This window comes from Pseudomonas sp. 2,4-D (assembly GCF_030418155.1).
Lineage (GTDB): Bacteria > Pseudomonadota > Gammaproteobacteria > Pseudomonadales > Pseudomonadaceae > Aquipseudomonas > Aquipseudomonas alloputida.
The window spans coordinates 39206-61763 of the sequence record NZ_JAUHUI010000026.1 but is presented as its reverse complement, the minus strand read 5'-3'; the positions used below and the strand labels follow the sequence as shown (position 1 = coordinate 61763).

At 59.4% G+C, this 22558-nt stretch carries 15 protein-coding genes; all 15 read left to right on the top strand.

From position 1 onward, the window contains the following. Window positions 1–25: 25 nt before the first annotated feature. Window positions 26–1831 carry a thiamine pyrophosphate-binding protein gene (locus QYE47_RS18175; protein WP_230678087.1) on the top strand — a complete coding sequence of 602 codons (1806 nt, stop codon included), beginning with the start codon at window positions 26–28 and terminating at the stop codon, window positions 1829–1831. Then, window positions 1828–2586 (top strand): TylF/MycF/NovP-related O-methyltransferase, encoded by a 759-nt coding sequence (locus QYE47_RS18170; protein ID WP_019438379.1) that lies wholly within the window; start codon window positions 1828–1830, stop codon window positions 2584–2586. The genes QYE47_RS18175 and QYE47_RS18170 overlap by 4 nt, the downstream gene beginning before the upstream one ends. Continuing rightward, a complete protein-coding gene (locus QYE47_RS18165) occupies window positions 2576–3634 on the top strand; it encodes an FkbM family methyltransferase (protein ID WP_019438380.1) in 1059 nt (352 codons plus the stop codon). The genes QYE47_RS18170 and QYE47_RS18165 overlap by 11 nt, the downstream gene beginning before the upstream one ends. An 85-nt stretch (window positions 3635–3719) precedes the next feature. Beyond that, window positions 3720–4700: a hypothetical protein gene (locus tag QYE47_RS18160; RefSeq protein ID WP_023389425.1), complete on the top strand. Its 981-nt coding sequence runs from the start codon at window positions 3720–3722 to the stop codon at window positions 4698–4700. Continuing rightward, window positions 4697–5977 (top strand): hypothetical protein, encoded by a 1281-nt coding sequence (locus QYE47_RS18155; RefSeq protein ID WP_019438382.1) that lies wholly within the window; start codon window positions 4697–4699, stop codon window positions 5975–5977. The genes QYE47_RS18160 and QYE47_RS18155 overlap by 4 nt, the downstream gene beginning before the upstream one ends. Beyond that, entirely contained in the window at window positions 5977–6891 is a 915-nt protein-coding gene (locus tag QYE47_RS18150; protein ID WP_014590143.1) for a hypothetical protein, read from the top strand. The genes QYE47_RS18155 and QYE47_RS18150 overlap by 1 nt, the downstream gene beginning before the upstream one ends. Window positions 6892–6977: 86 nt before the next feature. Continuing rightward, window positions 6978–8297: an FkbM family methyltransferase gene (locus QYE47_RS18145; RefSeq protein WP_014590144.1), complete on the top strand. Its 1320-nt coding sequence runs from the start codon at window positions 6978–6980 to the stop codon at window positions 8295–8297. A gap of 91 nt (window positions 8298–8388) precedes the next feature. Continuing rightward, window positions 8389–9450, top strand: a complete 1062-nt coding sequence (locus tag QYE47_RS18140; RefSeq protein ID WP_230678086.1) for an NAD(P)-dependent oxidoreductase — start codon at window positions 8389–8391, stop codon at window positions 9448–9450. A 100-nt stretch (window positions 9451–9550) separates the two neighbouring features. Further along, the gene (locus QYE47_RS18135; RefSeq protein ID WP_014590146.1) at window positions 9551–14659 is read left to right on the top strand and encodes a glycosyltransferase; all 5109 of its coding nucleotides are present in this window, start codon (window positions 9551–9553) and stop codon (window positions 14657–14659) included. A 422-nt stretch (window positions 14660–15081) separates the two neighbouring features. After that, entirely contained in the window at window positions 15082–16401 is a 1320-nt protein-coding gene (locus tag QYE47_RS18130) for an IS110 family transposase (RefSeq protein ID WP_014590147.1), read from the top strand. A gap of 156 nt (window positions 16402–16557) precedes the next feature. Next, on the top strand, window positions 16558–17775 hold the full coding sequence (locus tag QYE47_RS18125; protein ID WP_014590148.1) for a PAS domain-containing sensor histidine kinase: 1218 nt from the start codon (window positions 16558–16560) through the stop codon (window positions 17773–17775). Continuing rightward, the gene (locus tag QYE47_RS18120) at window positions 17775–19130 is read left to right on the top strand and encodes a sigma-54 dependent transcriptional regulator (protein ID WP_014590149.1); all 1356 of its coding nucleotides are present in this window, start codon (window positions 17775–17777) and stop codon (window positions 19128–19130) included. The genes QYE47_RS18125 and QYE47_RS18120 overlap by 1 nt, the downstream gene beginning before the upstream one ends. A 262-nt stretch (window positions 19131–19392) precedes the next feature. After that, the gene (gene fliE / locus QYE47_RS18115) at window positions 19393–19725 is read left to right on the top strand and encodes a flagellar hook-basal body complex protein FliE (RefSeq protein WP_003254438.1); all 333 of its coding nucleotides are present in this window, start codon (window positions 19393–19395) and stop codon (window positions 19723–19725) included. A gap of 15 nt (window positions 19726–19740) precedes the next feature. Beyond that, window positions 19741–21519: a flagellar basal-body MS-ring/collar protein FliF gene (fliF, locus tag QYE47_RS18110; RefSeq protein WP_014590150.1), complete on the top strand. Its 1779-nt coding sequence runs from the start codon at window positions 19741–19743 to the stop codon at window positions 21517–21519. After that, complete coding sequence (fliG, locus tag QYE47_RS18105; protein WP_003254434.1) at window positions 21512–22531, top strand: flagellar motor switch protein FliG; 1020 nt, start codon at window positions 21512–21514, stop codon at window positions 22529–22531. Before fliF ends, fliG begins: the two co-directional genes overlap by 8 nt. The last annotated feature ends 27 nt before the right edge of the window (window positions 22532–22558 follow it).

The following is a 22558-nucleotide window of genomic DNA, read 5'->3' as shown; positions in this document are numbered from 1 at the left end:
TGCCGGTTTCGAGAGGGTATTCAAGGTGACACAGACTGTCCGTGTAGCAGATTACATCATGGAGCGCCTGGCGCGTCTGGGCGTGGGGCAGGTCTACTTTCTGCCGGGAGGCGGTGCGATGCACCTCAATGACGCCCTGGGGCGCCACCCCGAGCTGGAGCCGGTGCTTTGCCTGCACGAGCAGGCGGCGGCTATTGCCGCCGAAGCAGCCGGCAAGCTCACGGGTGGCCCGGCAGCATGCATGACGACCTGTGGCCCAGGTGCGACCAATACGGTTACGGCAGTGCTGGGTGCCTGGCTGGACTCAACGCCGGTATTCTTCGTTTCTGGCCAGGTCAAGAGTGCCGACCTTAAAGCCGGTACCGGCCTGCGCATGCTGGGCGTTCAGGAAGCCGACATCGTGTCGATTGTCGAGCCGATCACCAAAGCGGCGTTCACCCTGACCGATCCCGAGGCGGTCGCCGAAGTCTTCGACCAGCTCGAACATGCCGCGCTCAGCGGGCGTCGTGGCCCGGTATGGCTGGATGTACCGCTGGACGTTCAGGCTGCCCGGATTGACCCGGCGACCTTGCGCCGGGCGCAGCGCCCCGTGGCTGCGGAGCAACCGGACATCCGTGCGGCGGTTGAGCAAACCGTGAGTTTACTGCGCCAGGCCAAGCGCCCAGGCATCATCGCCGGCAGTGGCATTCGCATGGCGGGTGCGGTTGATGCATTCAACCAGTTGATCGAAGCCGCAGGCGTACCGGTCATGCCCACGTGGCTGGCCATGGACATCATCGAAGACGAGCACCCGCTCTATGGCGGCCGTCCAGGCTCCATAGCACCGCGCTGGGCCAACTTTGCGCTGCAGAACTGCGACCTGCTGATCGTGCTTGGTTCGCGTCTGGATATGGCGCTGACTGCCTACAACCATGCTCACTTCGCGCCTTATTCGAAGAAAGTTGTGGTGGATATCGATCCGGCGGAAATCGCCAAGTTGCAGATGCCCATCGAGGTCTCCGTCGTCTCGGATGTGAAACCGTTCATTGAAGCCTTGGCTGCGCAGGTTTCCCGTGATCGCCTACCGTCCTACGCCGACTGGCTGGCGCGCATCGCGCAATGGCGCAAGCAATACCCGCTGTTGCAGAGCGAACACGCCGACGACAGCCAGGGCGTGAGCATGTACTACTTCACTGACCAGCTGTCCTCGCTGCTCAACGAAGGCGACGTGATCGCACCGGGCAGCTCGGGTTTCGCCTCCGAGTTGTTCCTGCTCAACCTGCGCCTGAAGAAGGGCCAGCGTTGCTTCCACAACCGTGGCACGGGGTCGATGGGCTTTGGCATTCCGTCGGCAATCGGCGCGTGTCTGGCCTCTGGCCGCCAGCCGACCGTGTGTGTTGAAGGCGATGGTGGTTTGCAGCTGAACATTCAGGAGCTGGCGACCCTGGCCGCGCAGAAACTGCCGGTCAAATGCTTCGTCATCAACAACCAGGGCTATGCCTCGATTCGTGCCTCGCAGAGTGCTCATTTCAAACTGCTGGTGGGTGCCGATGCCAGCAGCGGCTTGCAGCTGCCGGACCTGGCGCAACTGGCCAGTGCGTATGGTGTGGGTTATGCGCGCATCGAGTCGCACAAAGATTTGCAGGCTGATTTGCAGGCAGTGCTGGAGCGCGATGGCCCGGTGATCTGTGAGGTACTTGTGCAGATCGAGGAGCCGCGTGTTCCACGGGTGATGACGCGCATGGACGAGAACGGCAAGCCGGTAACCGGTGCGCTCGAAGACTTGTATCCGTTCCTCAGCCGCGAAGAGCTGGCACAGCAGATGGCTGTTTCGCTGGACCCTCAGAGATGAAGGTGTGGCTCAAGCGTCGCTTGACCGGGTTGTGCTACGGCTACCTGCGTAGCCAGCACGACTGGGCGCATGATAAATCGCCCAAGGTGCGTCATGCCCGCGTACTGCCCATGGCCAGCCACGCGCCGTGGGTCAATGACGCCGCGTTTTTGAAGGTGTACCAGACCGTGCGCCACGCCACCCTGGTCGACATCATGCGGCTGTACGAGTTGTGGACGCTGGCGCGCCAACTTGACAACGTTGAGGGCGACTTTCTCGAGGTTGGCGTATGGCGCGGTGGCTCGGGGTGTTTGCTGGCAATGGCCGGCCAGCGCGAGGGGCGTAGTGTTTTTTTGGCGGACACTTTCACTGGCGTAGTCAAGGCCGGGGCACATGACACCAGCTACAGCGGCGGCGAGCATGCTGATACCGGTGTTGACCTGGTTCTGGAAATGGCCAAGCGTTGCCGGGTGGCAGATAACGTACGCGTACTGGTCGGCATGTTCCCGGAGAACAACGCGGAACAGGTCAGTGACCGGCTGGCGTTGCTGCATATTGACGTTGACGTCTATGAGTCTGCTCGCGATGTACTGCTTTGGGCTGCGCCCAGGCTCGTGCGTGGAGCCGTGGTGGTTTTCGACGATTACGGGTTCTTTGGCTGTGAAGGGGTAACGCGCATGGTCAACGAGTTCGTGGCGCAGAACAGCGGATACCGCTTCCTTCATAATCTCAACGGGCATGCCGTCCTGATCAAGGTAGCCGATCATGGCGAATGAGTTCGGCTTCGACCAACTGTTGGTGTATGGGGCCAGGCTTGCCGGGCGGTGCGTGCGGGATTATCTCGTTGCGCGAGGGCAGCGCGTGGATGCCTTTCTCGACCGCGATGAGAGCCTGCACGACGTGGACGGCTTACCAGTCTTTAGTGCACAAGACTGGGCTGCTAACCATGACCCGACTAAAGCCTGTGTGTTGATAGGTTTGTTCAACGCCCATGTGGATACCAGGACCATTTTCGATGATCTGGAGGCGCTGGGGTTTGGTCGCATAGTCAGCCTGGTCGAATTCGTTCGCCTTTATCCAGAAGACCAGCCGTTTCGTTACTGGCTGGTTGCCCCCAGCTTTTACGAACAGCATGCAGCACGTATTGCAGCGTTGCGGGTTGCGCTGGAGGATGAGGCGAGCAAACAGCTGTTGGACGCGATAGTGAAGTACCGCACCTTGGGTGATCCGCGTTGCCTTCCTTCGGTAGCAGGGCAGCAGTATTTCCCGGCAGACGTGCCGGGTTTGCCTGAACCGCTGCGGTTCATCGATTGCGGTGCATACATCGGCGACACTGTTCAGGCGTTGCTGGCTGCCGGTTTTCGTTTCACCAGCCTGGCGACATTCGAGCCGGACCTGGATAACTATCGTCATCTGACGGCGCAACTTGGCCAGGTCCCGGGCGCAATCCATTTTCCCTGTGGCGTGTCAGGCAGCAGCCGTTTGAGTGGGTATGACCCCACCTTGGGGGCGGGGGGACATCTTGTAGAGTCCGGCGGGAACCCTGTGTGTTGTGTGCGCCTGGATGATGCCTTGCCCGGATTCGCGCCGAACTTCATCAAGATGGATATCGAAGGCGAAGAGCCGGCAGCCTTGCGCGGCGCGGCGGGCCTGCTGCGTGCACATCGTCCCCACCTGGCCATTAGTATCTATCACCGTGCGGAACACCTCTGGGAAATAGCCGAGCAATTGCAAGGCTTTGATTTGGGCTACCGCTTTTACCTGCGCTGTCACTCGCCCAGTACCTTTGATGCAGTGCTCTACGCTGTGCCTGAGAGGCCGTGAGTGCCACATGTCACGGTAGCTCATATGCTTTTTCATCAGCGAAATACGTAGCGGTCGCTGTGCAAGGAAATCGGATGTGCGATCAATGAATAAAATTTCCACGATAGAACAGCCTGTTGTCATTTATGGTGGCGGTCAGATAGGTGTTGGCTTTTGTCGGCGTTTGATGCAATGCGGTGTGAATGTTTGCGCCATCATTGATCGTAATCCGGAAGGCGTGTCGAATGCGCCTGTACCGGTGATGAATGTGGAGACGTGCATTCAAATGCACGGTGATGCGCTGGTGTTCGTGGCAATAGGAAATGGCCTTGCCCACCCCCCGATTGCGCGTACCTTGCGAAGCGTCGGCTATACGAAAATACTGCACTTGCCCGCGTTTCTCCGTGGAGAAAAAGCGGCCGCCATGACGCGCGCATGGAACGCATTTTATTCGGGTGATTATGCGGTGCCCTTTGCCAGTTTTGACGAGCTGTATACGGTGCACGCAGGTGACTACCTGCTGAGCGCGTTGTCAGATTATGTGACTGCCATTGTGCACAAGGACTATGTCTATACCGTAAGGCGATCTTACGATGGCATTGATCACGATTACGCTGACTACTTCAAGTGGCAAAATCAGGAACAAGATGTTATCGACAGGGCGACCAACGTCCGACTGGATGATCCGGTGGTCAAGGCACTGCTTCCTTTTGATGAATTGTTTACCCAAGCGCAGCTGGATTTTTATCGCGCGAAAACCTTTTTCGATATGGGGGATTATTATCGAGAGGCTGCGTCTGTCGCCGTGTTTGATAGCGCCGCGCACCGCTTCAATATTCTCGATGGCTCTCATCGCGCCTTCTATCTGGAGCGCCAGGGGTTTGACGGCATTCCGCTTAAAATGAAGCGGGCGGAGTGGGAGGCTTATTTCAGAGCGTACCAGGCACAGGCGCTGATGGATTATTGCAGGCAGCTGCAGTCGCTTCCTGTTGTCGTTACACATCCTGCTTTCATGTCGTTCCCTGTACGCGAGCGTGAGCCAGACGCGGAGTTCTTGCGCCTGCTCAAGGGAGTGTGCCCGGTATGATCTGGACTGCCGAGACGCCGATAGTTCTGTACGGTGCCGCCCATCGTGGGACGATGGTTTCGCGTTATCTGAGGGCTAGCTGCAATGTCACAGGCTTTATTGACAAGCGTGCTGCCGAAATAGAGCGTCACGAGGGGCTGCCAGTCACAAGTGTCGGGCATGCAGACAAATCTGCACTCGTGATCATTTGTGTAAACAATATTTTTGAGCACGAAAGCATTGCGCTTGGCTTGGCCGCGGAGGGGTTCGAACGGGTCATTTTTTGCCCGGTGAATGGGTCCAACATGTCGTGGCGATCTGCTGAAGACCGGGCGCAGATGGCAAAGCTTCATAACCATATCATTGACGAACAGCTGACCTTGCCCGTTGAGATCCCTGCACTGAGAGGGCTTTTTCATCCGGACTACAAGGATGATGCGCTCATCAGTGACGCGTCGGGGGACGTGCTGGCGTGGATACCGGCCTTGTTGGTCTGTGCGCGCCGTAACGGGAATGGCCTGTTCCAGGACAGTCCGGTGTTTACCCTGTTCCCCTACCTAGAGCTGTTCAAGTGGTTTGACGGTGAGGCGGGCGCAACACCGGACCACTACATGGACCTTTACTGTCGCAACGCGGCTGATCAATTTGGTATCGCGCAAACGGCCGCGTGGGTGGATAACGTGCTGAGAAGCCGTAGGCAGGTGTATGAGCGCATGCGGCAAACGGAATCTATCGATCCCTTGTTCTTTTTGAACCATGCGGTGAAGGCGGACTGGAACAGTGAAGAAAACCACTTCAACATGGACAGCGGCAAACACCGTGCCGCCTTCCAGATTCATCGCAAGCGGTCACTGGTTCCGCTGAAGCTGTCGAGTGCGGACTATGAGGCCTACCTTAATCACCCTGCTTTGAAAGCGCTGATTGATTGCATGGTGCGATCAGGCATCACCGAATTGCCCTATCCAGTAATGCACTCGTATTTTCTGAGAGCGCCGTATCGGGCAGAAAGTGCCTACTATGAGACGTTGCTGAAGTTGTGCCGTGTGTTGGTACTGAGAAACTTTAGCGAAACCGGCAGGGTCAGCCTCCGTGGCGTTCATCTGCGGGCAGAAAGCGCTGATCTCGAGCCTCTGGCCCAGGCGTTTGCGCTGCTAGGTTGCTCGATTCACTATGCTTATCAAGAAAGCGAGTTTGACCGTGGCGTCAGGGATTTGTACCGCATTTCCGATCGTTTCGCACAGTCGGCCGCTGCGCTCGAAGCGTATGACTTTTTACTGGATGAGTGGGTGGCTCGATAATGCGTGCGCAACTGATTGATGTGTGTGCGAAGCCTGACTTGCAGGCGCAGGTGGACGATGTTATCCAGCGAATGGAGCAGCACTGCCCGGTACGCGTTTTGTGCTATTCGCTGATGGGCTCTATTCCTCTTGGTATGGGGAATGCTTCGTCTGATTATGACCTGCTTGCGTTTTACGAGCCGCAGCGGGCAATAACCTCCAAGCAGTATGATGTTCTCAATAACAAGACGCCGCTGCTGGGTGCGGAGCACGTTGCAGGGCAGGTAAACTTGTTGCTTGCTGATATTGAACTGTGTGCTTTGAAATTTATGGATATGCCAGAGGCTGTATTTTCGCAGGCATACCCTCATCATCTTAACTCTCTGACCGTTCATGACGCCGCGTTTGATATCACTGTTGTGCCTGGTTGCAGCTCTCCCAAGGTTGCCTCGATTTTTTCCGATATGTTCTATTACGGCAACGGTGTGTTGACGGATCGCTTGGGTAGCGTGCGTGAAAATTTCGCAGAGATGAAAAAACTGCTTCGAGTCTATGACTTTTGCAAGCGCCGCTTCGTAACGACTTACGGCCGGCTTCAGCACTATCTTGTCGATGAGGGCAATGTCAGGCTACGTACCTACCTGCAAAGCATCAACGATATTTTGGCGATCGAGTATGCGCTTGACCGCCTGGATGTACCGCCGCCTGATATTTCGGTCATGCTGAATTATCTCGATGATGCAAAGGTGTCGGGAATTGCGCGGCACTATGTCGATGTTAACGGCAGCACCACGTCTGCAAAAGAAAAGCTACTGATTGATCCGAACTTGACGTTGAATCAGTGGATCGCTGAGCGACTGGAGCGTATCAGGCCGCGCTTGGCGGCACTGTACCCGCAGCGCGCAGATGCACTGTTCAATATCGTTATCGAGTGACAAACGCATTTTTCAGGTGCTTGGTTTTATTTTATGTTGCGGGATGGCAGTTCGTGGCCGTTCCAATCGGTTAGGCAGGTAATATGATGAATGCTGGCTTGTCCTTGCTCGGCGCCAATTTTTCAGCGATGCAGAAAGGTTGCATCTATTCATTTGCACTTCCGTCTGGCGAGCGTGTGCCGGTTTGCTGGTCGGATGCGCCTCTGCGTGATGCTCAAGATTACATCGTGATCAGGCACCCGTCTCGGCTGGAGGCTTTATCACGTCTGGATAATTACCCCAATATCAGGCGCTTGCTGGACTCGAACACTGGCCTGGCCGATTTGGCGGCGCTAAAGAAGCAGGTGCTCGGCTGGCTGAGTGAGGGGTTCTATATCTTTGGTGCCTTCAAGGTCGGTTTACGATTGGCGCTTCACGCGCAAACGCTAGGCGTTGAGGTCAAAGGTTTTCTCGACAATGACTGCGCGAAGGAAGGCGGTTCATTGGAGGGGATCTTGATCGCTCACCCATCCAGCCTTTCTCTGGACAACGCGGTCGTCGTTGTCGCGAGTGGCAGGCATGGCAACGCCATTTCCAGGCAATTGGGTCAGGTGCCGGGGATTCGCCTGGTCAACATGCATGAATTTCTATACGCGCTGGATGGCGCGGGGCCTGGCCTTGGATGCGAGAAGTTCTCCAGTTTTGCAGAAGCACCATTACGTGATCCCTGGCGGTTCATTTCTGCTTTTTTGTGCCTGGACGATGAGCCATCACGCAAGGTTTTTGATGCGTTGATTGGTATGCGCACACGCCTGTCAATTGCGTGTGCCGAGCAGGCCAAGTCGCCTTGGGATGAAGAGTATTTCGACAAGGCATTTGTACGGCCTGAACAGGCGGCGCGCTTTGTGGACGCCGGCGCGGCAGCGGGCGATACCCTGCATCGGCTAGAGAAACACTTTGGTCCGGTCGAGCAGGCCTGGCTGTTTGAGCCCGAATTACCCGCTTACTACGAGGCGCTCAAGAGTGTCTCGGACCGGCCCAGTGTCTGGCTGTTCAACATGGGGCTGGACGAAGTGCCCAGCCGGGCCATCTATCAGCCAGAGCTTTCGTATGATATTGCTGGAGAATTAAGCAGTGATGTGCCCGCAAGCATCACCTCGTTCATTCAGGGTGTACCGCTGGATGCCGTGGTGCCGGGCAAGGTTGGCTTGTTCAAGCTCGACATCGAGGGCATGGAGGCATCTGCCTTGCGGGGCGCACGTATGATCATCGAGCGCGACAGGCCCGCTTTGGCAGTCTGTGCTTATCATCGTTCTGACGATTATTGGTGCTTGATCGATGAAGTGCAGTCCATTCGCAGCGATTACAAGGTAGGCATGCGCTTGTACGCGGACATTCTGGAAGACATTACCCTGTATTTCTATTAGGCCTGTGGCCAGGCGGCCATTTTTTGGGGGCGCCTGAACTGCTGCTGCGTCTCCACTCCCGCGTTTAACCTACCCATGAGTCCTGACGCCAATGCCCGGATTTTCCTCGCTTTCACCCGTAATCAGAAACGCGTTGCTTGCCGTCCCCTCCACGCTTGGTTTGCACAACGCCCTGGCGGGGCAGCATGTGCTGTTGACCGGTGGTACAGGTTTTTTTGGATCATGGTTGTTGGCGTTGTTTCAGCAACTAAACCTGCAAGGCGCAGGGGTGAATGTCACCGTTCTGTCACGCAACCCATCCCGGTTTCTGGATGCGCAGCCTTGTTACCGTGAGTGCGCTTGGCTGCATTGGGTCTGTGGTGATGTGCGTGATCTGCTGACCGTTCCGGGTCAGCCTGTAAATCTGATTATTCATGCGGCAACTGAAACTTCCGCGGCTGCCCATGGCAAGCCGTTGGAAATATTCGACACCATCATGACCGGTGCGCGTCGGGTGCTCGACCTGGCAGTAAGGGATCAGGCGCGCGTGCTTTTTACTGGCTCCGGTGCGCAGTACGGGGTTCTGCGGGGAGGAGCTGATGAGGTCTCCGGGGTTGTGGAAGGCTTCGCTAGCGCTTGTGTCAGCAATAGCGCGGGAAGTGCTTATGCCGAAGGTAAGCGAGCACAGGAAACCTTGGGCGCGATTTATGCACAGACGCATGGCATTGACGTAATCATGGCGCGCTGCTTCGCCTTTTCGGGGCCAGGTCTGCCGCTTGATGGCCACTTCGCCATTGGCAACTTTGTTCGTGACGCCCTGTTTGCGGATCAGGTGGTGATCCGCTCTTGTGGGACGGCGGTGCGTAGCTATTTGCACGGTGCAGATCTGGCTGCATGGCTGTTGGTGTTGCTGGCACGAGGCAAATCCGGCGAAGCCTACAACGTTGGCTCCGATCAGGCGATCAGCATTGCCGATCTGGCGCGTCGGGTTGTTTCGCGAGTGGCTCAAGGAAAACAGGTGCGGATCATGGGGCGCCCCGAGGGTTCGGAACGTTCCTTTTATGTACCGGATATTGGCCATGCCCGTAGGTTGGGGCTGGACGTCTGGACCAGCCTGGACCAATCGATCGACAGCATGGCTGCCTGGGCGAAATCCCTGGGTGAACGAAATTGAATTTCAACGAGGCTCCGTGTAGGCGAGGCCGTGACAGAGGGGATGCGTGATGGATTGGGCCTCAATTGCAGGCGGTAGTTGCCAGGGGAAGCCTTGGCGAGTGGGTATCGCCGGGGTTCAGCTAGGGCAGGAGCAGAAGGCTTTTCTTTTAAGCGATGAGCAATGGGAGAAGCTGCATGCTCTATTTCCTCTTGGCCCACTGCAGACCTACGGTAATGCCAACGGTCTTGTCTTCGAGCGGGTGGCTGTAGCCGACGTCGTCACTGGTCACTATGACAGTGTCCTCTTGATTGAGCAGGTTCATGCAGGCTCGCAAGTGCTGACATTCTCGTCCGATACTCGACGCTATCTGATGCAGTTGGAGAACTCTAGGGACGGCGCACAGCTACTCGAACAGTTTGATCGGGTGTTTCTACCTGCCAAAGAGGCGTTCACAGGCCAAGACCTGGTGCGGCTCAATCAGCCGCTGGAACTACCGCTTGCCGAATTGAGCCTGCGCTCTGCTTTCAGCGCAAAGGCATGTGTGCATGGCCGGGACGCTATCGAGTTGGCGGGAGCACACTTCGCTTTATGTGGCCTTGAGCCCGAGTTGTCGGGTTGGCTCTCACCTGAGTGGCAGTCTTGCCTGTTGTCTGGTGCCGTTCCTGTGCATACCGCAACCGCTTCGGTGCCAGAATGGTTTCCGCGTGACTGCTATGTAGACGGTAGTGCGTTTAGTAACAGCGAAGACTTGTTCGCTTTTCTTGATGGTATGCAGTGGGTGGAGTACGAGGCGCTGGCGAGTCGCCTGCGGTCGTTTCTCATGCAAGGCAGCGCTCGCCCGGATGAGCGTATTTACCCCTATACCGTAGACTTCTGGATCAATGCGTTGACCTCCGCCATTGCACTGGATGCAACAGCGGTGCGTGGCGCAGCGCCGTTGTTGAGCGTCGTCATTCCAGCCTATAACTATGGTCGGTATCTGGGGCAGGCAGTGCGGTCCGTGTTGAACCAGGGTGTCGAGGAGGTTGAAGTCCTTGTTCTGGACAATGACTCGACGGACAACACGCAGTTGGTCATGGCGGAATTTTCGTCTGATACGCGGGTGCGCTATATGCGTAACCGGCGGAATTTTGGGGCAGGCAACAGCTCTCAAAATGGCTTTTGGGCAGCCAAAGGCAAATACATAATTTTGTTCATGGCCGACGATTTCATGAATCCAGGCCATGTTCAGCGCCTTCTCCCTGCGATGGAAAGCAATGCGCAGGTTGCCCTGGGTTACAGTCCGATATGTTGGGTCAGCGAGCAAGGAGAGCCCCTACCAGGGCCTCGCCACCCGGGGCATCGTGGTGCAGATTATTTTGGCGGGCGTAATGAGGTTGCGGATCTTCTGATTTACGACAGCTACATTACGCCCTCTGCAGCCATCATTCGTAGAGATGCTTTTTTCAAGGCCTGGCGGCGTGATGTCAGAATTCGAGGGTCTGGTGACTGGCAGCTTATGGTTCAGCTTGCAGAACTTTACCCTGACTTCGCGTTCAGCGCTGTGCCTGGTGTGAGCTATCGCGTACATGCTGCACAACATTCCCATGAGTTTTATGTCTCCTCCGCACCGCTGGAAGGGCACACCTGTATTCTCGAAGGCGTATTTGAGCGTGGTAACGAAGGGCGGCTGAAAGGCTATGAGCGCGAAGTTGCTGCGCACCTCAAGCGGCGGCTGGCGCTTTATCCGCAAGAGCAGGATACCGGGCTGGGCAAACGGATTCGGCAATTGTGTGGGCGTCTCGAAGCCTTGGCGCAAGACGCCGAGAGAACGCTGTTCTCCATCATATTGACCACGTTCAACCGCCCGCAATTGCTCAAGGATGCGCTGAGCAGTATTGCTCATCAGTCCTTCAAGGACTTTGACGTCATTCTGGTCAACGACAACGGCGACCCGGTCGAGTCGCTGCTGGCTGACTACGATTTCCCCATCACCTATATCCGCCAGGGCCGTAATCGCGGTCCTGCCGCGGCCCGTAATACCGCTTTGCATCTGGCCCGTGGTCGGTATGTCGTGTATCTGGACGACGACGACCTGTACCTGCCTGACCATCTTGAAACATTGGCCAAAGCGCTGGATACCCACCCCGACAGTGTGGTGTACACAGATGCAGTCTTCATTCAGGAAACGATTGCGGCTGGCAAGCGGACTGAGGTGGCGCGCGAGCAACGCTATCCTCACGAGGCTTATTCCAGGGAGCTTTTGCTGGTCAACAACTATATCCCGATCAACACGTTTGCCTGCCCACGCGCGCTTGCACTTTCCGTGGGGGACTTCGACGAGTCGCTGGCAGGCTTGGAGGATTGGGATTTCCTCATGCGCCTGAGCGCGCGAAGCGCTTTCCATCATGTTCGCTGCGAGACGGTGGAAGTCCGTATGCGCCTGGATGACAGTGCGCCTGCACGACGCTCCGAGCAGGCACTGAAAGATTACCCCGCGCTTTATCGCGAGTTGTATGCGCGCCATAGCGACGTTGGCAGCGAAGAAGTAAGCCGCGGGCGTCAGCAAATGCTGGAGCATCTGGGTGGCAAGCCCAAGGCGTTGACACTGCAAACCTGGCTGGCCGAGCGCGTTCCGGATGCGATGCAGAGCCGCTTGATCGCACAGCGTCTGCAGGCCCATCAGGGCGGCCCTGTGATCGGCATTATCGTGGTGGACGCTGACGGGCACGCAGAGGGGTTGAAAGCTTCTCTGCAAAGCCTGAGTAGCGATCACTGCCTTTATTCCACTTTGAAAATTGTGGTGTTGACGCCGGGCGAGGCCCCCGCGACTTCAGCGCAGGACGAGCTGCATTTCATGCGTTTGACCGATGCCAGCTTGAGCGATCAGCTGAACCTGGCTGTTCAGGCGGGTGAGTTCGACTGGTTCATGCTGGTAGAGGCGGGGAGTGAGTTCACTGCAAGCGGCTTGCTGATCGCCGCGCTTGACCTGTTAGCGGCGCCGGGCTGTCGGGCCGTTTATGGTGATGAGGGTTTGCGTTCCGATGGGTCAGAAATGGGCGCTGCGCTGCGCCCTGATCTCAACCTTGATCTACTGCTCAGTTTGCCAGCAAGCATGTCACGTCACTGGCTGTTCAACCGTCAGGTGTGGCTGGATATGGGGGGCTTTCACCAGGAGGCGGGGCAGGCGTTCGAGCTGGATTACATTCTGCGCCTGATCGAGTCTGCCGGTTTCGAGGGGCTGGGGCACATCAGCGAGCCGTTGTTGATCTGTGATGTCCCTTCGTTGCGCGACTGCCCAGACGAGCGCGGTGTCATTCAGCGCCATTTGCATGCACGCGGTTTTGCCCAGGCGCGGGTCGAGTCTCGTCTGCCCGGGCGTTATGATCTGGACTATGGCGCCCCCGGCGACGCACCGGTCAGCATCCTGATCCTGCTCCAGGGCAGCGGCACCGAGCGGGTGCAGCGTTGCATGGAAACCATTCTGGAGAAGACGACCTATCGAAACTACGAGGTGCTGCTGCTGGCGCGTGATAATGCCGGCCAGGCAGTAAACGGCTGGCTCGACAACGTTGCCCGGCTTGGCACCGATGCCATTCGTTGCCTGCGATTCCCCGCCACCATGGCGCCAGTGCAAATGCGCAACCAGGCCGCCGGGCAGGCCCGTGGTGATTTCCTATTGTGGCTGGACGAAGGCGCTGCGGTGCTCGACAACGATTGGTTGCAGCAGATGCTCAATCACGGCATGCGCCAAGAAGTCGGCGTGGTGGGGTGCAAACTGGTGGCGGGGGACGCTACCATCAGTCATGCCGGTTTCGTGCTCGGCCTGAATGGCCCTGTTGGCGAAGCTTTTGCCGGTCAGCCGATGGACGCGTCCGGCTATCTGCAGCGCCTGCAAGTGGACCAGAACTATGTCGCAGTGAGCGGCAAGTGCCTGCTGGTGAACAAAAGCCTGTTCCTAGAGGCGGGCGGTTTCGACGAGGCCCCCGAGTTGCAGCGCTGGACGGATGTTGATCTGTGCCTGCGCCTGCACCGTGGCGGCTACCTGAACGTGTGGACGCCGCGTGTTCAGTTGCTGCTAAGTGAGGATGCTGTAACGCCGGCCACCACCGCAGAAGAAGATGCCTTGTATGACCGCTGGCTGCCTGTACTGGCACGCGACCCGCTCCACAACCCGAACTTCTCGCTGTCTTCCAACAATGGCCTCGGCCTGGCGCCCTCCGGTCTGAGCTGGCGACCGTTGTCGTCCTGGAAACCGCTGCCGACTGTCCTCGCCCATGCGGCGGACAGAGGGGGGTGTGGCAACTACCGGGTCATCCAGCCGCTGGATACGCTCAACCGCGAGGGGCTGGCCGAGGGGGTGGTGGCGTGGAATTATCTGGCGCCTGCCGAACTTGAGCGTTATCAGCCGGACAGCATCATCCTGCAGCGCCAGGTTGGCGATGAGCAGATTGAGCATATACGCCGGATGCATGCGTTTTCGCGGGCCTTCAAGGTCTTCGAGCTGGACGACTACCTGCCCAACCTGCCACTCAAGAGCGTGCACAGGACGCACATGCCCAAGGACATTCTGCGGTCCATACGTCGTGGTCTGTCCTATGTGGACCGCTTTGTCGTCTCCACGCAGCCGCTGGCCGAAGCCTTCGCCGGCGTGCATGGCGATATCCGCGTGGTACCCAACACGCTGGATACCCGCTACTGGAGCGACCTCAAGGCCCTGCGCCGGCAGTCGCGCAAACCGCGCGTCGGCTGGGCGGGTGGGGCGAGCCATACGGGCGACCTTGAAGTGATCGCGGACGTGGTCAAGGAATTGGCCAACGAGGTGGAGTGGGTGTTCTTCGGCATGTGCCCAGACAAGCTGCGGCCTTATGCCCATGAGTTCCACGAGGGTGTTTCGATTGAACAATACCCGCGGGTTCTGGCCAGCATGAACCTAGACCTGGCCCTGGCGCCCGTCGAGCAGAACCTGTTCAACGAGTGCAAGAGCAACTTGCGTTTGCTGGAGTACGGCGCCTGTGGTTTCCCGGTAATCGCCAGCGACCTGCGTTGCTACCAGGGCTATAGCGATTTGCCGGTCACACTGGTGAAGAACCGTTTCCGAGGCTGGGTAGATGCCATTCGCATGCACATCTCTGATCTGGATGCCACGGCGAAGGCGGGCGATGCACTGCGCAATGCAGTGCTGGGCGGCTGGATGCTCGAAGGCGACAACCTGAGCAACTGGCGCAAGGCCTGGCTGCCGGACTGATACATTGTCGTAGGCCTGGACCGGCCTCTTCGCGGGCTTGCCCGCTCCCACAGGGCCAGCGTAGGAGTCAAGCCCAGCGCTGTACCTGTGGGAGATCACCCAGCCCTTCCGGGCTGCGCTGTCGCGCAGCAAACATGAGGTGTACGGCTTTAGATCCGCAGCGACGCTGACATTTTGATAAAGAAAAGGCGGTTGGCCCGGTAGGGCCAGCCGCCTTTTGCTTTGTTACGGTTCCTGTGCGCGGGACAGAGATCGTAGCCAGCACTGATGTGTGTCCGCACACCCGCGTGGGAGAGCGATCCGCACGGTATCGGCGTGAAGTCCCCGTAGGCATCAGCTGATTCAGCTGTGACCACGTATGAGAGAGTGAACCCTTTCGCCACCGTGTGTCCCGCGCGCCCTTTATCCTGCGAGGATTCATCATGGCGCGCAAGCCTTCCAAGCAACGCTTTACCGTCGTTCATCCCGATTGCGCGGCGATCGATGTCGGTGGTCGAGAGCATTTCGTGGCGGTCGATCCCCGGCACGAAAATCCCGTCCAGTCGTTCACTGACGACCTGCTCAAGATGGCTAACTGGCTTGAAAACCTGGGGATCAAGGTCGTTGCCATGGAATCCACGGGGGTTTATTGGATTCCAATTTACGAGATTCTCAGCGAGCGCGGTTTTGAGGTTTATCTCGTCAATGCCAGAGCAACTCGGCAAATCACGGGCCGTAAATCAGATGTGCTGGATTGCCAGTGGATTTGGCAGCTGATGACTCATGGACTGCTCAGAGGCGCATTCCGCCCCGATGATCTGACCTGCTGCGTCCGGTCATTGGTCAGGCAGCGTGCTTCCAAAGTGAAAGACCAGGCGCAGACGCTGAACCGGATGCAAAAGGCCATGAGCCAAATGAACATCCAACTGGCCAATGTCATCAGTGATATTTCCGGCGTAACTGGCATGAAGATTTTGCGAGCCATCTGCGCAGGTGAGCGGGACCCAGTGCAACTGGCTGAACTGACCGACCGCCGCATCAAGGCAGGCAAGGAGGCTGTCGCTCGGAGTCTTCATGGCAATTGGCGGCGCGAGCATTTGTATGCGCTAACTCAGGAATTGTCTGCCTATGACTTCCTGGAGCAGCAAATTGCTGATTGTGACGACGCCATAAAAGCCGCGTTAGAGCAGTTGCCGGTGCTGCAAAACAAGCCAGAGCCATCCAATAAACCTTTACGGAGCCCACACCGAAACGGTGCCCAACAGACTGAATTGCATCAGACATTGTGGAAAGTTCTTGGCGTGGACCTAACCGCAATTCCAACCATTGGGGTGGACACTGCATTAGTGCTGGCAGGGGAGATCGGTACAGATCTATCACGCTTCCCGTCCTCACAGCACTTCTGCTCTTGGTTGGGACTGGCTCCCCCTACCCGAATTTCCGGCGGTCATCGACTGGCAGGTGGCGGGCCCAAAATAGTCAATCGAGCAGCTCAAGCACTCAAGCAGGCCGCATCCAATGCCCGTAACGACAAGGGTTTCATTGGTGTATCGCACCGAGCCAGACTGACTCGAATGGATACCAGCTGCGCCATCAAGGCCACTGCACATCAGTTGGCACGTCTGGTGTACAACCTGTTAACCAAGAAGCAGGCTTATGTTGAACAAGGTCTTGAGGAGTTCGAAACCAGAAGCCAAGACCGGCAGGTCCGGGCTTTGCTTCGCAAAGCCCGGAAACTGGGGTATCGGCTGGTGGCCGCTTGAGTGCTTAGAAAACAATGGGTTGCATTATGTTTGATGAAGCGGGTAAGCCCGCGAAGAGACCGGCACAGGTAACTCAACCCCCATCTCCGGCACGGCTATTGCTACACCGCTGGCAACACACCGTTTTTATGACGGTCAGCCACGCGAGAGAGCACGATGCCCCAGGCCGCCCACGTATCCCGAGCCCCCGATCAGCAGGGGCAAACCCTGGTCGCGCAGGACAGCGGCCAGGGTATCGCGCAAGCCTTCGCCCTGTTCAATCAGGTGTCCAGCCAGCTGAGCCAGTCCTACAGCCTGCTTGAAGCCCGGGTCAGTGAACTCAAAGGTGAGCTGGCCGTGGTCAGCGCCCAGCGCATAGACGAACTGAGTGAAAAGGAACGCCTGGCCAACCGCCTGCAGAACCTGCTGGACTTGCTGCCCGGCGGGGTGATCGTGATTGACGGCCAGGGCTTGGTGCGCGAAGCCAACCCGGCCGCCTGCGAGTTGCTCGGTGAGCCTCTGATCGGCCAATTGTGGCGCCAGGTGATCGCCCGTAGCTTTGCCCCGCGCAAGGACGACGGCCACGAAGTCTCGCTGCGCGACGGTCGCCGCCTGTCGATCGCCACCCGCTCGCTGGATGCCGAGCCTGGCCAATTGGTGCTGCTCAACGACCTGACTGAAACCCGTCGCCTCCAGGACCAGCTGGCTCGCCACGAGCGGCTGTCGTCGTTGGGGCGCATGGTTGCCTCGCTGGCCCACCAGATCCGCACACCGCTATCGGCAGCCATGTTGTATGCCAGCCACCTGGCCGATAGCGAGCAAGCGCTGAGCGCGGAAACCCGCCTGCGTTTCGCCGCGACCTTGAAGGAACGCCTGCACGAGCTGGAACACCAGGTGCGCGACATGCTGGTGTTTGCCCGTGGCGAGTTGCCGCTGGGGGATCGGGTGACCCCGAAAGCGCTATTCCAGGCCCTGCAACAGGCGGCCCAGGCACATGTGCAGGGGCACGCCGTGCGCTGGCAGTGCGACAGTCATCTGGGTGAGTTGCTGTGCAACCGCGACACCCTGGTCGGCGCCTTGCTCAACCTGATTGAAAATGCCCTGCAGGCCAGCGATGGCCCGGCACGGCTGAAGGTGCACCTGTACCGCCGCGAACGTAGCTTGCACCTGTGCGTCAGCGATGCCGGCAGCGGTATCGATGCAGGCTTGCTCGGCCGTTTGGGCGAGCCGTTCCTTACCACCAAGGCCACTGGTACCGGCCTGGGCCTGGCCGTGGTCAAGGCGGTGGTGCGTGCGCATCAGGGCACGATCAACCTGCGCTCGAAAGTCGGCCGTGGTACCTGCGTGCGGGTAGAGCTGCCGTTGATCGACGGGCAATTGGCGGAGGGGGTGTAATGGCAATCAAGGTGCTGCTGGTCGAGGATGACCGCGTATTGCGCCAGGCGCTGGGCGATACCCTGGAAATCGGCGGTTTCGCCTATCAGGCAGTGGGCAGTGCCGAAGAAGCGCTGGAGGCCGTACTCGAAGACGCGTTCAGCCTGGTGGTCAGTGACGTCAACATGCCCGGTATGGACGGGCACCAGTTGCTGAGCCAGCTGCGCCGCCAGCAGCCACAGTTGCCGGTGCTGTTGATGACGGCGCATGCCGCCGTCGAGCGTGCGGTCGAGGCCATGCGTCAAGGCGCCGCCGACTACCTGGTCAAACCGTTCGAGCCCAAGGCGCTGCTCAGCCTCGTGGAGCGACATGCTGCCGGGCGTGTGAGCGGCGAAGAAGGGCCGGTGGCCTGCGAGCCGGCCAGCCGCCAGTTGCTGGAGCTGGCTGCCCGTGTGGCGCGCAGTGACTCGACCGTGCTGATTTCCGGCGAGTCCGGTACTGGCAAGGAAGTGCTGGCGCGCTACATTCACCAGCAGTCCCCGCGTGCGGCGCAGCCCTTCGTGGCGATCAACTGCGCGGCGATCCCCGACAACATGCTCGAGGCCACCCTCTTTGGCCACGAGAAGGGTGCCTTCACCGGTGCTATCGCGGCTCAGGCAGGCAAGTTCGAGCAGGCCGAAGGCGGCACCTTGCTGCTCGACGAAATCTCGGAAATGCCCATGGCCTTGCAGGCCAAGCTGCTGCGTGTGCTGCAGGAGCGCGAGGTGGAGCGGGTAGGCGGGCGCAAGCCGATCAGCCTGGACATTCGGGTGCTGGCCACCACCAACCGCGACCTGGCCGGCGAGGTGGCGGCCGGGCGCTTCCGCGAAGACCTGTACTACCGCCTGTCGGTGTTCCCGCTGGCCTGGCGCCCGCTGCGTGAGCGGCCGGGCGATATCCTGCAGTTGGCCGAGCGCCTGCTGGCGCGCCATGTGGCCAAGATGAAGCATGCCCCGGTGCGCCTCTCGCCAGCGGCTCGGGCCTGCCTGCAAGCCTATGCCTGGCCGGGCAACGTGCGCGAACTGGACAACGCCCTGCAGCGGGCGTTGATTCTGCAGCAGGGTGGCGTGATCGAGGCGGCGGATTTTTGTCTGGCAGGCGCCATTCCATTGTCGGCTGGCACCGAGCCATCTCTCGAGGTGGTTGCTGATGCCGGCGGCCTGGGGGATGACATGCGTCGCCATGAGTACCAGATGATCATCGACACCCTGCGCGCCGAGCGCGGCCGCCGCAAAGAGGCGGCCGAACGCCTGGGGATCAGTCCGCGGACGTTGCGCTACAAGCTGGCGCAGATGCGCGATGCCGGGTTTGACGTCGAGGCCAGCCTGTTCGGCTGATTGGCCAATCATCTGCAACTGGCGCGGACCTCTGGGGAGCGGCCTTGTGTCGCGAATGGGGCGCGAAGCGGCCCCAGGTCTTCAGCTCCGCCGCAAAGATCGCCGGGGCCGCTTTGCGGCCCATTCGCGACGCAAGGCCGCTCCCACAGGAATTGTGTGATCCCAGGGAAATTAGTCGCGAAGGCTGGCACCTTTGTTGCTTTAGGTAGGTCATTCGCCGCATGACTGTCAAAAAAATGCGGCCGCAGGAGAGAGAAGGGTCATGAGCCAAGGTGTTGAATTCAATCGTCTGATGTTGGACATGCGGGCCATGCAGGCCGATGCCATGTCGTTGCCCAAGGTCACTGCCGCCCCCGAGCTGGCGCCAGGGCAAAGCACCTTCGCCGACATGCTCGGCCAGGCCATCGGCAAGGTGCATGAGACGCAGCAGGCCTCGACCCAACTGGCCAACGCGTTCGAAATCGGCAAGAGCGGCGTCGACCTGACTGACGTGATGATCGCTTCGCAAAAGGCCAGCGTGTCGATGCAAGCCATGACCCAGGTACGCAACAAGCTGGTCCAGGCGTACCAGGACATCATGCAGATGCCGGTTTGAGGACGGATGTAACCCATGGCTGAAGCAGTCGTCGAAAACGCCCCCGCCAAAGCTGGCTCGCCAGCGGCCAAGCCGCCGCTGTTTGGCATGGCGTTTCTGGAAAACATCTCGCAGATGCCCATGCTGCGCCAGATCGGCCTCATGGTCGGCCTGGCGGCCAGCGTGGCCATCGGCTTTGCCGTGGTGCTGTGGTCGCAACAACCCGATTACCGTCCGTTGTACGGCAGCCTGTCGGGCATGGACACCAAGCAGGTCATGGACACCCTGGCTGCTGCTGACATCCCCTATAACGTGGAGCCCAACTCGGGTGCCCTGCTGGTCAAGGCCGACGACCTCTCCCGTGCGCGCCTGAAACTGGCAGCCGCCGGCGTGGCGCCGAGCGACGGCAATGTCGGCTTCGAACTGCTCGACAAGGAGCAGGGCCTGGGCACCAGCCAGTTCATGGAAACCACCCGCTACCGCCGCAGCCTGGAAGGCGAACTGGCACGTACCGTTTCCAGCCTCAACAACGTCAAGGCCGCGCGCGTGCACCTGGCCATCCCGAAAAGTTCGGTGTTCGTGCGTGATGAACGCAAGCCCAGCGCCTCGGTACTGGTCGAGCTGTACCCAGGCCGTGCACTGGAAGCCGGGCAGGTGATGGCCATCGTCAACCTGGTCGCCACCAGCGTGCCGGAACTGGACAAATCCCAGGTCACCGTTGTCGACCAGAAAGGCAACCTGCTGTCCGAGCAGATTCAGGATTCCGCGCTGACCCAGGCCGGCAAGCAGTTCGACTACAGCCGCCGGGTGGAAAGCATGCTCACCCAGCGTGTGCACAACATTCTGCAGCCGGTGTTGGGCAACGACCGCTACAAGGCCGAAGTGTCCGCCGACCTCGACTTCAGCGCGGTCGAGTCCACCTCCGAACAGTTCAACCCCGACCAGCCGGCGTTGCGCAGCGAGCAGTCGGTTGACGAACAACGTGCCAGCAGCCAAGGCCCGCAAGGCGTGCCTGGCGCGCTGAGCAACCAGCCACCAGGGGCCGCTTCGGCACCGCAGACCACCGGTGGCGCGGCTACCCCGGCTGCTGCCATTCAGCCTGGCCAACCGCTGGTGGATGCCAACGGCCAGCAGATCATGGACCCGGCCACCGGCCAGCCGATGCTCGCGCCGTACCCGTCAGACAAACGTCAGCAAAGCACCAAGAACTTCGAGCTGGACCGTTCCATCAGCCACACTCGTCAGCAGCAGGGGCGCATGACTCGCCTGTCGGTAGCGGTGGTGGTGGACGACCAGGTCAAGATCGACCCGGCCACTGGCGATACCACGCGGGCACCGTGGGGTGCCGAGGACCTGGCGCGCTTTACCCGCCTGGTGCAGGACGCAGTCGGCTTCGATGCCAGCCGTGGCGACAGCGTGACGGTAATCAACGTGCCGTTCGCCGCCGACCGTGGCGAGGAAATCGCCGATATCGCTTTCTACCAGCAACCCTGGTTCTGGGACATCGTCAAGCAGGTGCTGGGTGTGGTGTTCATCCTGGTGCTGGTGTTCGGCGTGCTTCGGCCAGTGCTGAACAACATTACCGGGGGCGGCAAGCAGGCTGCCCCGGACAGCGACATGGAGCTGGGCGGCATGATGGGTCTGGATGGCGAACTGGCCAACGACCGCGTCAGCCTGGGTGGCCCGACAAGCATTCTGCTGCCTAGCCCGAGCGAGGGTTACGAGGCACAGCTCAACGCAATCAAAGGCCTGGTGGCCGAAGACCCGGGCCGTGTGGCTCAGGTCGTGAAAGACTGGATCAACGCCGATGAGTGATAACCGAGCCGTTACCGCCAAGCTGAGCCGCGTCGACAAGGCGGCGATCCTTCTGCTCTCGCTGGGCGAGACCGATGCGGCCCAAGTGCTGCGGCACATGGGCCCGAAGGAAGTGCAGCGGGTAGGTGTGGCAATGGCGCAGATGGGCAATGTGCACCGTGACCAGGTCGAACAGGTGATGAGCGAGTTCGTCGACATTGTCGGCGACCAGACCAGCCTGGGCGTCGGTTCTGATGCGTACATCCGCAAGATGCTCAACCAGGCTCTGGGCGAGGACAAGGCCAACGGCCTGGTCGACCGCATCCTGCTCGGTGGCAATACCAGCGGCCTGGACAGCCTCAAGTGGATGGAACCGCGTGCCGTGGCCGACGTGATCCGCTACGAGCACCCGCAGATCCAGGCCATCGTGGTGGCCTATCTCGATCCTGACCAGGCCGGTGAAGTGCTGAGCAACTTCGACCACAAGGTGCGCCTGGACATCGTCTTGCGCGTCTCATCGCTGAACACCGTGCAACCCGCGGCGCTGAAGGAGCTGAACCAGATTCTCGAGAAGCAGTTCTCGGGCAACTCCAACGCCGCGCGCACCACCCTGGGTGGCATCAAGCGGGCGGCGGACATCATGAACTTCCTCGACAGTTCGGTGGAAGGCGCACTGATGGACGCGATCCGCGAAATCGACAGCGACCTGTCGGAGCAGATCGAAGACCTGATGTTCGTCTTCAACAACCTGGCCGACGTCGACGACCGGGGCATCCAGGCGCTGTTGCGCGAAGTGTCCTCCGACGTGTTGGTAGTGTCGCTCAAGGGCGCCGACGAGCGGGTCAAGGACAAGATTTTCAAGAACATGTCCAAACGTGCTTCGGAGCTGCTGCGCGACGATCTGGAGGCCAAAGGGCCGGTACGGGTCAGCGACGTGGAAACCGCGCAAAAAGAAATCCTCACCATTGCCCGGCGTATGGCCGAGGCCGGCGAAATCGTCCTCGGCGGCAAGGGCGCCGAGGAAATGATCTAAGGTATTCGCGATCCCATAGCCGACGTC